The 14,902-nt window shown below is 57.4% G+C and carries 18 protein-coding genes; 15 read left to right on the top strand and 3 right to left on the bottom strand.

Features of this window, described 5'->3' with window-relative positions; translation table 11 throughout:
• Positions 1–40 precede the first annotated feature (40 nt).
• Positions 41–904, top strand: coding sequence for a glycosyltransferase family 2 protein (locus GOV89_RS20585; protein ID WP_171238951.1), 864 nt, complete (start codon positions 41–43; stop codon positions 902–904).
• Positions 905–910: 6 nt separating this feature from the next.
• On the opposite strand, the gene GOV89_RS20580 is transcribed toward GOV89_RS20585, so the two are convergent.
• The gene (locus tag GOV89_RS20580) at positions 911–1,708 is read right to left on the bottom strand and encodes a phytanoyl-CoA dioxygenase family protein (RefSeq protein ID WP_171238950.1); all 798 of its coding nucleotides are present in this window, start codon (positions 1,706–1,708) and stop codon (positions 911–913) included.
• Positions 1,709–1,792: 84 nt separating this feature from the next.
• Between GOV89_RS20580 and GOV89_RS20575 the strand changes: the two genes are divergently transcribed.
• Positions 1,793–2,689 carry a LysR family transcriptional regulator gene (locus tag GOV89_RS20575; RefSeq protein ID WP_171238949.1) on the top strand — a complete coding sequence of 299 codons (897 nt, stop codon included), beginning with the start codon at positions 1,793–1,795 and terminating at the stop codon, positions 2,687–2,689.
• Between the two features lie 4 nt (positions 2,690–2,693).
• Here GOV89_RS20575 and irrA read toward each other — a convergent pair whose 3' ends face one another.
• Entirely contained in the window at positions 2,694–3,110 is a 417-nt protein-coding gene (gene irrA, locus GOV89_RS20570; protein WP_171238965.1) for an iron response transcriptional regulator IrrA, read from the bottom strand.
• 187 nt (positions 3,111–3,297) lie between these two features.
• Here irrA and fabA point away from each other — a divergent pair, with 187 nt between their 5' ends.
• From fabA to GOV89_RS20550, 4 genes are read left to right on the top strand one after another with little or no spacing between them, the layout of a single operon-like run.
• On the top strand, positions 3,298–3,807 hold the full coding sequence (gene fabA, locus GOV89_RS20565) for a bifunctional 3-hydroxydecanoyl-ACP dehydratase/trans-2-decenoyl-ACP isomerase (protein ID WP_093964585.1): 510 nt from the start codon (positions 3,298–3,300) through the stop codon (positions 3,805–3,807).
• Between the two features lie 48 nt (positions 3,808–3,855).
• Complete coding sequence (fabB, locus tag GOV89_RS20560) at positions 3,856–5,085, top strand: beta-ketoacyl-ACP synthase I (protein ID WP_171238948.1); 1,230 nt, start codon at positions 3,856–3,858, stop codon at positions 5,083–5,085.
• A 5-nt stretch (positions 5,086–5,090) separates the two neighbouring features.
• On the top strand, positions 5,091–5,882 hold the full coding sequence (locus GOV89_RS20555) for an enoyl-ACP reductase (RefSeq protein ID WP_171181471.1): 792 nt from the start codon (positions 5,091–5,093) through the stop codon (positions 5,880–5,882).
• 58 nt (positions 5,883–5,940) lie between these two features.
• Positions 5,941–6,120 carry a hypothetical protein gene (locus tag GOV89_RS20550; protein WP_171181473.1) on the top strand — a complete coding sequence of 60 codons (180 nt, stop codon included), beginning with the start codon at positions 5,941–5,943 and terminating at the stop codon, positions 6,118–6,120.
• Between the two features lie 33 nt (positions 6,121–6,153).
• Here GOV89_RS20550 and GOV89_RS20545 read toward each other — a convergent pair whose 3' ends face one another.
• Complete coding sequence (locus GOV89_RS20545; protein WP_171235373.1) at positions 6,154–6,582, bottom strand: peptidylprolyl isomerase; 429 nt, start codon at positions 6,580–6,582, stop codon at positions 6,154–6,156.
• Between the two features lie 126 nt (positions 6,583–6,708).
• Here GOV89_RS20545 and GOV89_RS20540 point away from each other — a divergent pair, with 126 nt between their 5' ends.
• From GOV89_RS20540 to GOV89_RS20500, 9 genes are all read left to right on the top strand, one after another.
• Positions 6,709–7,395, top strand: a complete 687-nt coding sequence (locus GOV89_RS20540; protein ID WP_171181477.1) for a haloacid dehalogenase type II — start codon at positions 6,709–6,711, stop codon at positions 7,393–7,395.
• Entirely contained in the window at positions 7,395–8,225 is an 831-nt protein-coding gene (locus GOV89_RS20535) for an alpha/beta fold hydrolase (protein WP_171238947.1), read from the top strand. Before GOV89_RS20540 ends, GOV89_RS20535 begins: the two co-directional genes overlap by 1 nt.
• Positions 8,222–9,196, top strand: coding sequence for a threonine/serine dehydratase (locus GOV89_RS20530; protein ID WP_171238946.1), 975 nt, complete (start codon positions 8,222–8,224; stop codon positions 9,194–9,196). The genes GOV89_RS20535 and GOV89_RS20530 overlap by 4 nt, the downstream gene beginning before the upstream one ends.
• 61 nt (positions 9,197–9,257) lie before the next feature.
• Positions 9,258–10,046, top strand: coding sequence for a 3-oxoadipate enol-lactonase (gene pcaD / locus GOV89_RS20525; protein ID WP_171235377.1), 789 nt, complete (start codon positions 9,258–9,260; stop codon positions 10,044–10,046).
• A 12-nt stretch (positions 10,047–10,058) separates the two neighbouring features.
• On the top strand, positions 10,059–10,775 hold the full coding sequence (locus GOV89_RS20520; RefSeq protein ID WP_171235378.1) for an alpha/beta fold hydrolase: 717 nt from the start codon (positions 10,059–10,061) through the stop codon (positions 10,773–10,775).
• A 96-nt stretch (positions 10,776–10,871) separates the two neighbouring features.
• Positions 10,872–12,071, top strand: a complete 1,200-nt coding sequence (locus GOV89_RS20515; protein WP_171238945.1) for a TCR/Tet family MFS transporter — start codon at positions 10,872–10,874, stop codon at positions 12,069–12,071.
• An 82-nt stretch (positions 12,072–12,153) separates the two neighbouring features.
• Entirely contained in the window at positions 12,154–13,248 is a 1,095-nt protein-coding gene (locus GOV89_RS20510) for a Zn-dependent alcohol dehydrogenase (RefSeq protein WP_171181489.1), read from the top strand.
• 19 nt (positions 13,249–13,267) lie between these two features.
• Positions 13,268–14,500: a mandelate racemase/muconate lactonizing enzyme family protein gene (locus GOV89_RS20505; RefSeq protein ID WP_171238944.1), complete on the top strand. Its 1,233-nt coding sequence runs from the start codon at positions 13,268–13,270 to the stop codon at positions 14,498–14,500.
• Between the two features lie 112 nt (positions 14,501–14,612).
• Positions 14,613–14,900: a helix-turn-helix transcriptional regulator gene (locus GOV89_RS20500; RefSeq protein ID WP_171181572.1), complete on the top strand. Its 288-nt coding sequence runs from the start codon at positions 14,613–14,615 to the stop codon at positions 14,898–14,900.
• Positions 14,901–14,902 lie beyond the last annotated feature (2 nt).

Below are 14,902 nucleotides of genomic sequence, written 5' to 3'. Positions count from 1 at the left end.
TTGGCGGGACTTTCCAGCAACGCAAAACCGAAAACACGCGATGAAGTACAAATCCCCGGACCATTTTCTGAAATCGGGTCAGACTGCATTGGCCAAAGGGCCCATCGCATTGATTTTTGCAGAAGACGAAGTCGAGCTGGACAGCACCGTGCGGCATCACCTGAGGTTGGGGTTCAAGTCGGTGCTTGTGTTTATGCCTCAGAACCTCGCTCTCGACCCGGAACTGGCCGATCACGTGCATCGGATCACGCTGAAATGCACGCCCCGAACCGTGGTGTTTGACACCATAAACAGGATTATACAGGCCGCGCCCGGCCTTTGGATGTATTACTGTTACAACGCCGAATACTTATTCTTTCCCTTCTGCGAAACACGTAGCGTCGGCGAAATGCTGGCCTTTCACAGCGAAGAACGGCGCCATGCCATGCTCAGCTATGTCATCGACCTTTATGCTGATGATCTGAGCGCTTTTCCCAACGGAGTCGCTCCCGATCAGGCACTGTTCGACAGCACGGGCTATTATGCCCATACCCGCCACGACCCAAGCGGCCAACCGTTGGATCGCCAGGTGGATATCTCGGGCGGTTTGCGCTGGCGCTTTGAAGAGTACATTCCATACGAGCGCCGCCGTATCGATCGGATTGCCCTGTTCAAATCGCAAAAAGGTTTGGTGCTACAGCCTGACCACACGTTCAATGAACCGGAATACAACACCTATTCCTGCCCCTGGCATCACAACATGACTGCGGCCATATGCTCTTTTCGGGCGGCAAAAGCCTTGAAGAAAAATGCAGGCTCCACATTCGATATTCCCAGTTTTCGCTGGCGAAACTCGGTGCCGTTTAAATGGCAGTCCCGCCAGCTCCTGGATCTGGGTTTGATCGAATCAGGTCAGTGGTTCTGAGGCTCTTCAGCGTTGCAACAGCATAGGGAACCAATCCTCGCGCAGGCGCTGACCCGGTGTCATGTCGTGACCGGGGAACGGGGGCGAGGTCCGGCCCGGGCGTTCAACGTAACGCGCGTCATCCCCGACCAGTCGCAGCGAGAATGCACGGCGACGGCTGTCCGACTGATTGCCTCGCGCGCCGTGCAACGTGCGATAGTTGAACGCCATGGCATCACCAGGCTCCATTTCGAATTCAACAACCCTCATGCCTTCGGCATCTGGGTCCGGGACGGGAATGTACTGGCCTTCATCCGGGAAGAACCCCTCCTCTGACACCCAACGGGTCGGTAGAACTTCTTTCTCCCATTGATGCGATCCGGCGACACAGCGCAGCGTTGCCTGCCGCACCGTATCCAGTGGAGACCAGAAGCTGATGGTCTGTTGGCCCTCAACAAAGTAATACGGCCCGTCCTGATGCCAGGGGGTGGCCATCGATGTGCCTGGCTCTTTGACCAGCACGTGATCGTGGAACATCTGAACGCTTTGCGATTGCATCAGATCAGCTGCGACCTCGGCGGCGGGCGACTTTTCGATGACCTCACGGAACTGGGGAATCCGGGTCCAATTGCAATAATCATCAAAGAAACGCCCTGTTTCGCCGGACTTCTTGTTTTCAGACGCATAAGGGCCGGGCTCAGCCATATTTGCCGCCACGCCGTCGCGCAGTTGATCGACATAATCAGCGAACAATCCCTTGATCAGGACAACGCCATCTTGCTGATAGGTATCGATCATCGCTTGAGAAACAAGTGGGTGAGGCATCCGGGTCTCCTTTGGCTATGTCCCGGTTTTGATCCGAACATGCATTCTGTTCAAATCATATCTTTCGAAGTTATAAATAACTTCATGTTATATATTTCACTTCGCCAATACGAATACGTCTGCGCAATCGGGCGCCATGGCAGCCTCTCGTCGGCGGCGCAGCACCTGAATGTGTCGCAACCCGCCCTGTCTACTGCGCTGACACGTGTTGAAGAACATATTGGCCATCCGCTGTTCTCCCGCCGCCGGGGTGCAGCCATGGCTCTGACCCCACAGGGGCGCAGGTTTATCGAACAGGCCGAGGCATTGTTGAATGACGCAGCCCGAATCGAAACGTCTGAGACCCCCACACCGGGAATGACTCAATTGCGGTTGGGGTGTTTCACGGATCTCGCCCCGTTTCTGCTGGCCCCCGCCCTGCATCAATTGCGCGTTGCTTTTCCAAATCTCGCGATCAGCTATGTCGCCGCGTCCTTCCAAGGATTGTTGAATGGCATGATCGCCGGACAGATCGACATTTCGATTACATATGATCTGACCATGGATGCCGGGTTCGCCCGTGCAAAACTATTTGACAGCAGACCAAAAGCTTTGATGTCCCCGGACTATCCGTTGGCATCAACGAATGGTGTTACCCTGGCAGACGTCGCGACCCACCCCTTGATCCTGTCAACCGAAGGGCTTTCGGCGCAACATATCCTCGGCCTGTTTCGTCGCAAAGGTCTGCGCCCAACAGTCGCGCACCGTGCAGCGTCACTGGAAATTCAGCGCAGCCTTGCTGCTCATGGAGAAGGAATCGGAATCAGCTATGCCAGCCCGCCTAGTCCTGTCAGCTATGACAACCGGCATCTAATCGGCATTCCAATCACCGACCCGGATGCCGCAGAGTCTGTTGTACTGGCGCGCCACGGCACAGGACCCGCCGACCCGGTTATTGATCAGGTCGAACGCGTTCTAACAGATCGTTTGAAGCAGGATTGAAGCCCTATTTCTTGCGCAGTCGGATCACTACGTCGACTGACGCGATCTCGACCCCTTCGGGCGCCTCGGGCAAGCGATGAATCACCAGCTGATCCGAGGGCGCATCACTCAGACGGGCCTCGTCTTCCCAATAAAAATGGGGGTGATCGTGGGTATTGGTGTCGAAATAGCTTTTCGATCCATCCACGGTAATTTCCTGCAGAACGCCTGCATCGCAAAAGGCACGAAGGGTGTTATAGACCGTTGCAAGGGAAACGGCATCACCGTTTGCTTTAGCGGATTCAAACAGGCTTTCTGCAGTCACATGGCGATGACGACCATCGCCCACCAAAAGCTCAGCAAGCGCCACACGCTGACGCGTCGGCCGCAAGCCGGCATTCACCAGCCAACCCGTTGCTATTTCCTGGCTCTGAGGTGTCATCTGTCCGATACCCATAGTTGCTGCTTTTATTTATAGGGGCGCATAGTTGGGAATTTCAAATGAAATTCATTCGCAAAGATGGGTATACGCACAATATGATGTGGCGCACCACTCTTGCAGGACCTTGCAAACGGGTGATAGACGAGGCCAGATATAAAGACAGACCCTCGGCAGGAAAGGCGGCAGAATGGCCCAGTTCCCTAGCAGTTTTGACAAAGATGATCTGCTGAAATGCGCCCGCGGCGAATTATTCGGCCCCGGCAACGCACAATTACCCGCCCCGCCGATGCTGATGATGGATCGGATCACCGACATCTCGGGCGATGGTGGCGCGCATGGCAAAGGCCATGTGGTGGCCGAGTTTGATATTACGCCGGATCTTTGGTTCTTTGACTGTCACTTCCCCGGCAACCCGATCATGCCGGGCTGTCTGGGTCTTGACGGCCTGTGGCAGCTCACCGGTTTCAATCTGGGGTGGCGCGGCTGGCAAGGACGTGGGTATGCGCTGGGCGTAGGCGAAGTTAAATTGACCGGAATGGTCCGCCCCGACCGCAAAATGCTGACATATTATGTCGACTTCACCAAAGCCGTTCAGACCCGCCGTCTGACCATGGGTGTGGCGGATGGCCGGGTCGAAGCCGATGGCGAAGTGATTTATCAGGTTAAAGACATGAAGGTTGCACTGTCGGAAAGCTGACCCCAGCTCTCGGACACGTCACAGAAAACGAAATACAGGAGTACGCTTATGCGTCGCGTCGTCGTCACCGGTCTGGGGGTTGTCTCCTCCATCGGGAACAATGCCGAAGAGGTTCTGGCCTCGCTTAAATCAGGCAAATCCGGGATCGAGGCCAACGAGCAGATGGTCGAACATGGTTTTCGCAGCCAGATCGCCGGGACGCTCAAAATCGACGTGGCCGAGCATGTAGACAAACGCACCCTGCGCTTTATGGGCCCTGGCGCGGCCTATGCCCATATCGCCATGAGCCAGGCGATTGCTGATTCCGGCCTGGGTGAAGATCAGGTGGTGAACCCACGCACCGGTCTGGTGGCGGGCTCTGGCGGGCCATCCACCAGCGCCATGCTGACGGCACATCAGACGGTTCTGAAAAACGGCGCGACCAAGAGGATCGGGCCGTTTGCCGTGCCGAAATGCATGTGCTCGACAATATCAGCAAACTTGGCAACGGCGTTCAAGATCAAGGGCATCAACTACTCGATCACATCCGCCTGCTCGACCTCGCTGCATTGCATCGGCAACGCTGCAGAACAAATCATGCTTGGCAAACAGGACGTGATGTTTGCAGGCGGTGGCGAGGAACTGGACTGGACGCTCTCCTGCCTATTCGACGCCATGGGCGCAATGTCTTCGAAATACAATGACACGCCAAAGAAAGCCTCGCGCGCGTTTGACGAAAACCGCGACGGTTTCGTGATTTCCGGCGGCGGCGGCATCGTTGTTCTGGAAGAGCTGGAGCATGCACTGGCACGCGGCGCAAAGATCTATGCCGAAGTCACCGGATACGCGGCCACTTCGGATGGCCATGACATGGTGGCTCCGTCCGGCGAAGGCGGCGAACGCGCCATGCGACTGGCTCTGGGCACCCTTCCCGAGGGCCGCAAAGTGGACTACATCAACGCGCATGGCACCTCGACCCCAGTTGGTGATGTGGGTGAGGTTGAGGCCGTGCGCCGTATCTTTGGCGAAGGCAACGTGCCACCGATTTCATCGACCAAGTCGATGACCGGGCACGCCCAAGGTGCAGCAGGTGCGCTTGAAGCGATCTTCTGCCTGCTGATGCTGGACAATGATTTCATAACGCCGTCGATCAATGTCGACACGCTTGCCGGGGGCATCCTGCCCGGTGAAATTGCGACCGAAGTGGTTGAAAACGCAGGATTGGACAGTGTCATGACCAACAGCTTCGGCTTTGGCGGCACCAACGGGTCCATGATTCTGTCAAAGTATAATGGGTGAAAGTGATGTCGGATCTTCTAAAAGGTAAACGCGGCCTGATCATGGGCGTGGCCAATGACCGCTCAATCGCGTGGGGCATTGCCAAAGCCATGCACGAGGCTGGTGCCGAACTGGCATTCACCTACCAGGGCGAAGCGTTCGGCAAGCGGCTGGAGCCCTTAGCCCAAAGCCTCGGCAGCGATTTTATGGTCGATGCGGATGTTACCGATGACGAATCGCTGGACCGCGCATTTGATGAACTGGCCCAGCGCTGGCCAACCATCGACTTTGTCGTCCACGCCATCGCCTATTCGGACAAATCCGAACTGACGGGCCGTTTCCTGAACACCACGCGGGCAAATTTCAAACACTCAATGGATGTGTCGGCCTATTCCTTCATCGAAGTGGCGCGGCGCGCCTACCCGCTGATGAAGGACAATGGCGGTTCACTTTTGACCCTGACCTATCAGGGATCAAACCGTGTTGTTCCGAATTACAACGTCATGGGTGTAGCCAAGGCGGCCCTGGAATCAGCAACCCGCTATCTGGCCAATGACCTTGGGCCAGACGGCATTCGCGTGAACGCGATTTCACCTGGGCCGATGAAAACCCTCGCCGGTGCGGCCATCGGCGGCGCGCGCAAGACCTACAAGTTCTGCGACCAAAACGCTCCGATGCGGGCAAATGCAACGCTTGAGGCTGTGGGTGGAACCGCTGTCTACCTGACTTCGGATGCAGGGTCCTGCACCTCGGGCGAGATTATCCGCGTTGATGGTGGCTTCCACGTTCTGGGCATGCCGCAGCCTGACTTTATGTGACTATATCTTTCCCTGCCGCCGCCAAGTTTTCACCATCTTTGGGCGGCAGGAAACTGATATGAGCAAGCTAGATCAAATCATTGCGAACAATGCGCGCACAACAGCCGGTCGAAGAAAGCCCGGTTTCCTCAGCCAAAGGGCCCGAGTCCTTTTGTTGACGCTGACATGTATGCTGTTGGCGTTTATCTTCTTTACTCAACCGCAAGTCCGTACGGCGATCGAAACGTTGATCGGGTAAGTCCCGGGCCGGAAAACCGGCCCGAACTGAGCATCAGTTGATCGAGACGACCTCAATTTCAAAAACCAGATCCTGACCCGCCAATGGATGGTTAGCGTCCAACGTCACGGTCGCCTCGTCTGCGCCCACCACTGTCACCGGCACGGCCTGTCCATCCGGAGCCTGCATTTGCAACTGCGTTCCGGGCTCAAGCGGAATGTCATCGGGAATGCCTTCGCGCGGAATTTCCTGACGCATCGCCGGATTAATGGGGCCATAGGCATCCACACAGGCAATCTCGACCCGTTTTTTGTCCCCTAAGGACAGGCCGGGCATGGCGCTGTCCAAGCCGGGAATTATCTGGCCAGATCCGACCACAAACTCCAACGGATCGCGCCCCTCTGAGCTGTCAAAGGTTTGGCCGTCCAGCAGCGTCCCGGTGTAGTGGATGCGAACCGTGTCGCCTTGTTTGATTTCGGTCATCGTGGCCTCCGGCCGTTTTACAGGATTGAGCGGCCAACCCTAGGGCCTGATACGATCTTGTAAACCCTTGGCTCTTTCACCCCCCTCATTGTTGTGCCAACCTGCGCGCGATCAGAGGAGGATCATATGCCGATCACCACCTGTGTCTTCGACGCTTACGGAACACTTTTTGACGTTGCAGCAGCAGCCCGCCAAGCTGCGGACGAACCGGGATTTGAGGCCCTCAAAGACAAATGGCCCACGGTTGCGGGTCATTGGCGTCTCAAGCAATTGCAGTACACATGGCTGCGCGCCGTAGCCAATGCACATGCCGATTTCTGGGACGTGACACAGGACGGGTTGGATTGGGCGTTAGACGCCACTGACCTGCAAGGCGACCCAAGGCTGCGCCAACGCCTGCTTGATTTGTATTGGGAGTTACAGGCCTATCCCGAAGTGCCCGACATGTTGAAGGCCCTCAAGGAGGGCGGGATGCAAACGGCAATCCTGTCAAACGGATCGCCGCCAATGCTGAATGGCGCGGTGCAATCTGCCGGAATCGGCGATGTGCTGGACGATGTTCTGTCGGTAGAAAGCGTTGGTGTTTTCAAACCTCATGCCCGGGTCTACGATCTGGTACCGGAACGGTTCAACTGCGCGCCTGATGAGGTGTTGTTCGTCAGTTCAAACGGTTGGGACGCCGCCGGCGCCAGCGGGTACGGCTTTGTCACCGCCTGGGTCAATCGGGCTGGCGAACCGATGGACCGCCTGCCGTGGACACCTGCGCATGTGCTGTCCGATTTGACTTCGATCCCAAAACTGGCGGGGCTTTGATGTCAGACTTCACAACCACTGACGGCATGCGCATCTATTTCGAAGACACCGGCACGGGCACGCCGCTTTTGTGTTTGGCTGGCCTGACCCGAAATAGCCGCGACTTTTCGTTTTTTGCGCCCCATGCGGCTGACTTGCGCATGATCGCAATGGATTACAGGGGGCGTGGTCGTTCGGACTATGATCCCGACTTCATGAACTACAACATCTTTCGTGAATCGCATGACGCGATCGAACTGCTGGATGTACTGGGGATCGAGAAGACTTTTGTTCTGGGCACCTCGCGGGGTGGTCTGATCGCCATGGCCCTGGCCGCAAGCCATCCCGAACGCTTGTCCGGGGTGATCCTGAATGATGTTGGACCTGTCGTTGAAACGTCTGGTATCGTCAAGATCATGGCCTATGTGGGGGCACAGCCGACTGCGCAAACCTATGATGAGGCCGCTTTGACTCTGCAAAAGGTAATGGAACCTCAATTCCCCGGCGTTTCCCTGGAAACCTGGCGCATGCAGGCCGAAATTCAGTACGAAAAACGCGACGATGGGTTGGCGCTACGCTACGATCCCGCACTACGCAAGGCGCTGATCGAACAGGCTGCAAGCGGCGCCACACCTGATCTGTGGATGTTCTTTGAAGCCCTGCGCGAGATTCCGACAGGTGTAATACGGGGGGCAAATTCCGACGTTCTGAGTGCCGACACAGTTGCCGAAATGCACGACCGCCATCCGGGCCTAATCTCAACCGAAGTTCCTGATCGTGGGCATGTTCCGTTTCTGAACGAACCCCAATCCTTGGATCTCATACAAAAGGTATTGAAGAGCGCCGCATGAGCACAATTGAGATGATCGAGGCCGCAGCAGAACGGCTAAACGGACACATCCGAAAAACACCGATCCTGTCTTCGCCCTTTCTCGACAAGCTTGCCAGTCGTCGGGTTTTGGTCAAACCAGAATGTTTGCAACATACCGGCAGCTTCAAGTTTCGCGGGGCTTGGTCGGCCATTTCGGCACTGAAAGAGGCCGAACGCCAGCGCGGTGTGATTGCGTATTCCTCGGGCAACCACGCACAAGGCGTTGCAATGGCGGCATCAAAGCACGGCATTTCTTCGGTTATCGTTATGCCGTCGGACGCCCCACAGTTGAAGATCGAAAACACCCGCGCGCTTGGGGCCGAAGTTGTTCTTTATGACCGTGCGAATGAAAAGCGAGAAGAAATTGGCGAAGCCATCGCGGCGGAGCGCGGACTGACCCTGATCCGACCTTATGACGAACCGCTGGTTATCGCAGGCCAAGGCACCACCGGCCTTGAAATCGCCGGTCAAGCCGCGGATTTAGGTATCACTCAGGCAGACGTACTGGTCTGTTGCGGCGGGGGCGGCCTGACCTCGGGCATCGCCCTGGCCCTAGAGAAACATGCGCCGAACCTGCGCGCGCGCCCTTGTGAGCCAGAGGGGTTCGATGACGTCAAACGCTCGCTGGCCTCAGGACGGATTGAAAAAAACAACGCAGCTTCGGGTAACATCTGCGACGCCATTCTGACGCCACAACCCGGAGACATCACGTTTCCGATTCTCAACCGCCTGTGCGGTCCGGGCTTATCCGTCACCGAAGAAGAAGCTTTGCGCGCCATGGCCCTGGCCTTTCTGCGCCTCAAGATCGTTCTGGAACCCGGCGGCGCGGTGGCTCTGGCCTCGGCCCTGTTCCGAGGCGACCAGATCGAAGGCGATGACGTGATCGTTGTTGCATCTGGCGGCAATGTCGATCCGGCAGTATTTTCCAGGGCGTTGGAATTCCTGACCTGACAGGGCTGCACAAGATGTGCATGTTGCACCCCAAAAGGTCATGGCGACAAGGAAGCCAGTCATGAAGATCGCTGATCTGGGCGACGTGAAATTGAATTACCGCATCGACGGCCCAACAGACGGTGCGCCGTTAGTCTTTGCCAATTCCCTAGGAACCAACCTGCACTTGTGGGACGCTGTACTGCCACATCTGCCAGCAGAGCTGCGCATCATCCGATACGACAAACGTGGTCACGGGCGGTCCTCGGTGCCGCCTGCGCCGTATTCGATGGGCGCATTGATACGCGATGCAGAGGCATTGCTGGATCACCTGCAGGTCCGCGATTGCGTCTTCGTTGGTCTGTCCATTGGCGGGATGATTGCACAAGGGCTTGCCGTCAAACGCATGGACCAGATTCGTGGTCTGGTTCTATCAAACACTGCCGCCAAAATTGCCACCCCTTCGGTCTGGCAGGATCGGATCAAGGCCGTGCGCAAGGACGGGATCGAAGCATTGGCCGACGCAACGATGGAACGTTGGTTTTCGCGTGATTTCCGCGCCGCACAAAACCACCTGCCTTGGCGCGACATGATGGTGGGCCAACCGGCTGAAGGGTATCTGGGCTGCTGCTCGGCCATTGCAGGCACCGATTTCTATACCCCAACGAGTGGGCTGCGCCTCCCGACCTTGGGCATTGCAGGCAGCGAAGACGGATCGACGCCCCCCGATCTGGTGCGAGAGACCGTAGATCTGATCCCGGGATCCCGGTTCCGGCTGATCCGCCGGGCAGGGCATTTGCCCTGCGTTGAAAAGCCAGCGGAATATGCAGAGATCCTGACTGATTTTCTGACCGAAATCGGACATATCTGAAGGAGAACGGCAATGGCGTCTTTCCTGTTGGTCCACGGCTCTTGCCACGGTGCATGGTGCTGGCGCGACCTGATACCCGCGCTTGAAACTCTGGGGCATTCTGCCAAAGCCATCGACATGCCCAGCCATGGTGCGGACCCCACGCCCGTAGCCGAGGTCACGCTGGACAGTTGCCGCGACGCCGTGCTGCATGCCAGCACATCAGATACAATCCTCGTTGGCCATTCCTGGGGCGGCTACCCGATCAGCGCCGCCGCCGAAGCGCAACCCGATGCCATGCGCGCGCTGATCTATCTGTGCGCCTATGTGCCCAAAGACGGCCTGGCCATGGCCGACATGCGCAGGCTTGGCCCAAGGCAGACCATCGCCCATGCGGTCGAAAAATCAACCGACGGGCTGTCATACACTGTGTCTGCCGAGGCTATTCCCCAGCTATTCTACCATGATTGCTCCGACGACATCCTGCCTTACGCCTATGCGCGCCTTTGCCCTCAGGCCATTCGCCCACAAGAAACGCCCCTTCCGACCGGTGCGAATTTCGACAATGTGCCCAAGGCGTATATCCGCACCACGGACGATCACACTATACCACCCGAATACCAAGCAACGATGAGCGCCCTTATCCCCGAAGATATGCGCCGCACCATCGACAGTTCGCATTCCCCGTTCTTCTCGCACCCGCGCGAGCTTGCGCAAATCCTGTCAGAACTGGCAGACAAACTGCCCTGACCTGTCGCAACGGCAATTCGACCCGCAATCAACTCTCGCTTTTCTCGGTTATCATCTGTGCTTAGGGTGCGTTGAACAGATCACTTGCCGGGTCCTATGCGTCTGCCGTTTTTCTTCATCCTCAGCATTGTCATGATCGACGCCATGGGCATCGGTCTGGTGATGCCGATCATGCCGGAACTGATCGTCGAGGTTCAGGGCGGCTCGCTCGCCAATGCAGCGATCTGGGGCGGTGTTCTGAGCACAGCCTTTGCCGCGATGCAGTTTATCTTTGGGCCCATACTTGGAAACCTGTCAGACGCGTACGGACGCAGAACCGTCCTTCTGGTGTCCCTGTTTGTTATGGCGCTGGACTATGTCGTGATGGCTGTTGCGGGCAGCATTTGGCTGTTGCTGATCGGTCGGATCGTAGGCGGTATAACCGCAGCCACGCATGCCACCGCTTCGGCGTTTATGGCGGATGTGTCCGAGCCCAAGGATAAGGCTGCAAACTTTGGCCTGCTGGGTGCCGCTTTTGGCATGGGCTTCGTCCTTGGGCCCGTCATTGGCGGATTGCTCAGTGAATATGGCACGCGCGCACCGTTTTGGGCCGCTGCCGGTTTGGCGGCGTTGACCTTTTGCATCGGTTACTTCGTGATGCCCGAGACCGTAACCGACAAGACCCGACGAGCCTTCAGCCTGAAACGCGCAAACCCTCTCAATTCGCTGAACGCCATCGCTTCTTTGCCCGGTATCCGGCCGCTGCTTTGGGTGTATTTCCTGTATTCAGTATCCATCTACGTCTACCCCGCCATCTGGTCCTATTTCACGACCGAGCGATTCGGATGGTCGCCACAGATGATTGGCCTGTCCCTGGGTGTCTACGGTATAGGCATGGCCATTGTGCAGGGCGGATTGATCCGGCCTGCCATCCGGTTTCTGGGCGAGAGGGGCACAATCATCTACGGAATGGGTTTTGAGATCATTAGCTTCGCATTTCTGGCCTTCCTCACCAACGGCCTCATCGCGCTGCTTCTCATTCCAATAACTGCCATCGGGGCGGTCATCACACCTGCTCTTCAGGCCATGATGTCCAAGGCCACGCCCGATTCGCAGCAAGGCGAATTGCAGGGCGTTCTGACGGCGCTGCACGCGCTGTCTATGGTGATCTCGCCTTTGCTTATGACTTCGATTTTCGCGCAGTTCATCCGGCCCGACACGCCACTCTACCTGCCCGGCGCACCGTTTCTATTAGCGCTGGTACTAATGCTGGCAGGTTTCTTGTTGTTTCGCCGGTCCCGCCCTGTCGTTGCGTAACAACGACATCCAAATGGCGGTTTCCGCCTTGCGAGACGTCATTTCCCGCGCCACCGTGAACCCAACGGGAGAGAGTGACAACATGCAAACAATCAAAGCCGCAGTCTGCCGAGCTTTTGGCGAACCCTTGGTGATCGAAGAAGTTCAACTTGCGCCCCCCGGCACGGGCGAAGTCGAGGTAACACTGGACGCCGTGGCCATCTGCCATTCGGACATATCCTACGCCGAAGGGGCATGGGGTGGGTTCCTGCCAGCCGTTTATGGCCACGAAGCCGCAGGCGTTATCAGCGCCGTTGGTGAAGCCGCCGGGGATTTCAAAATCGGCGACCCTGTGGTTGTAACGCTGATCCGTGCCTGTGGAACGTGCCCCAGCTGTGCGGGCGGAAAACCGACAATCTGCGAAACACCATACGATACGGTCAAAGGTCCGTTGAAGACCGGTGATGGCGGTCCACTCGAACAGGCCATGGCCTGTGGTGCCTTTGCCGAAAAGGTTGTGGTGAGCCACCGTCAGATCGTCAAAATTCCAGAAACTCTGCCCAAGGATCTGGCCAGCCTGCTCTCATGCGGGGTCATCACCGGGGTTGGAGCTGCTGTGAACGCAGCTGATTTGCGCCCCGGTCGGGATGTCGTGGTGATCGGCGCAGGCGGCGTTGGTCTGAACGCCATTCAGGGCGCGCGGATTGCAGGTGCGCGGCGAATCGTGGCCGTGGATATGACCGAAGAAAAGCTTGAGATCGCCAAGGAATTCGGCGCAACCCACGGCGTGTTGGCCAGTTTGGACCAGCCGTGGAAGGCCGCTTACAAGGCGTTAGGCGGGCGTGGTGCGGATGCGGTTCTGATCACGGTTGGTGCGATTCCCGCCTATGATCAGGCACCGCGCTATCTTGGACGTGGTGGCAAGGCGATCATGATCGGAATGCCGCATTCGGGTGACATGGCCAGTTATGAGCCCGTCGTTCTGGCGGCTCTGGGTCAGGGCGTTGTTGGGTCGAAGATGGGCGACGTGGTGATCCAGCGCGATATTCCGTGGATGGTGGATCTGTACGAACAAGGGCGGCTGAAGCTAGACGAGTTGATCTCGGGTCGTTGGTCCCTTGATCAGATCAACGAAGCCATCGCCGACACCAAAACCGGATCAGCCAAGCGCAATGTGATCCTGTTCGACAGGACCTGACCCACCGAGAGGATTTGGAATGAAACTGCAGGATCTCGACATTATCGTCACCGCCCCACCGGCGCCGGGTTGGGGTGGGCGATATTGGGTATTGGTTAAGGTGACGACCGATACTGGCATCACCGGCTGGGGCGAATGCTATGCCTCCTCCGTCGGGCCAGAGGCGATGCGCCATGTCATTCAGGACGTGTTCGAACGGCATATGCAGGGTGAAAACCCCGAAAACATCGAGCTGATGTTCCGCCGTGCATATTCCAGCGGCTTCACCCAGCGACCAGACCTGACCGTAATGGGCGCGTTTTCAGGGTTGGAGATCGCCTGCTGGGATATTCTGGGCAAGGATCGCGACCGCCCCGTCTATGCTTTGCTGGGTGGAAAAATGAACGCCCGAATCCGTGCCTATACGTATCTTTATCCCCTGCCCCAGCATAATCTGACTGATTTCTGGACTTCTCCTGAACAGGCCGGCGAAACGGCTGCTGCAATGGTGCAGCGTGGCTATACTGCCGTCAAATTCGACCCGGCAGGCCCTTATACGATCCGGGGAGGCCACATGCCCGCCATGAGCGACATTTCCATGTCGGTCGCTTTCTGCAAGGCGATCCGCGAAGCCGTGGGCGACAAGGCCGATCTGCTATTCGGCACGCATGGTCAATTCAACACCGCCGGGGCCATTCGGCTGGGGCAAGCGTTGGAACCTTATCATCCGCTTTGGTTCGAAGAACCCACGCCGCCGGACATGATCGAAGACATGGCTCGCGTCGCCCGCAATGTCCGCATACCCGTCGCCACCGGAGAACGCATGACAACCAAGGCCGAATTCGGTGCCGTTTTGCGCGCCGGGGCCGCGGAAATCCTGCAACCGGCGTTGGGACGCGCGGGCGGGATCTGGGAGATGAAGAAAGTTGCCGCAATGGCTGAGGTCTTCAACGCTCAGATGGCACCGCATCTCTATGCAGGGCCGGTGGAATGGGCGGCTAATATCCATCTGTCTGCGTCGATCCCTAATTTGCTGTTGCTGGAAAGTATCGAAACACCGTTCCATGACCAACTGATCAAAGGATCTGTTCGGGTCGAGGACGGGTTCGTAACCGCGCCAACAGCGCCTGGCCTTGGGATCGACGTTGACGAAGCCCTGGCCCGCGCGCATCCCTATGAGGGCCGCGACCTGCACTTGCAAATGCAGGAGGACCCCTGCGATTACGCCAACGGCAACGCTTTTCAAGGCGGCGCACCGGCAACCGAGGGGTGACAACACCAGCGTGTTTAAGGCATATTGTTCCGATAAAAAGCGGAACAACGGTCACAACGTGGAACTCAAAGAAACCGATCCTCAGGCGCGCAGCACGGACACTCTGCCGGACATGAAAGACAATGCCGCCCGCGCGGCTGCCTACCTTAAAACGCTGGCCCATGAGGGACGGCTGATGATCCTGTGCCACCTTGGGGACGGAGAGAAATCCGTGGGTCAGCTTGAGAATCTGCTTGAGCTGCGTCAAGCCGCTGTTAGCCAGATGCTGGCCCGCCTGCGTGAAGAAGGGCTTGTCTCAACCCGCAGAGAGGGCAAGACGGTCTACTATTCCTTGCGTGATGGGAACACGGAACAAGTGATCGGCCTGCTCTACAAACTGTTCTGCGCAGAAGACACCTGATC

It is taken from the genome of Ruegeria sp. HKCCA5763, assembly GCF_013034545.1.
GTDB lineage: Bacteria > Pseudomonadota > Alphaproteobacteria > Rhodobacterales > Rhodobacteraceae > Ruegeria.
This window is presented reverse-complemented; position numbering and strand designations above follow the sequence as displayed.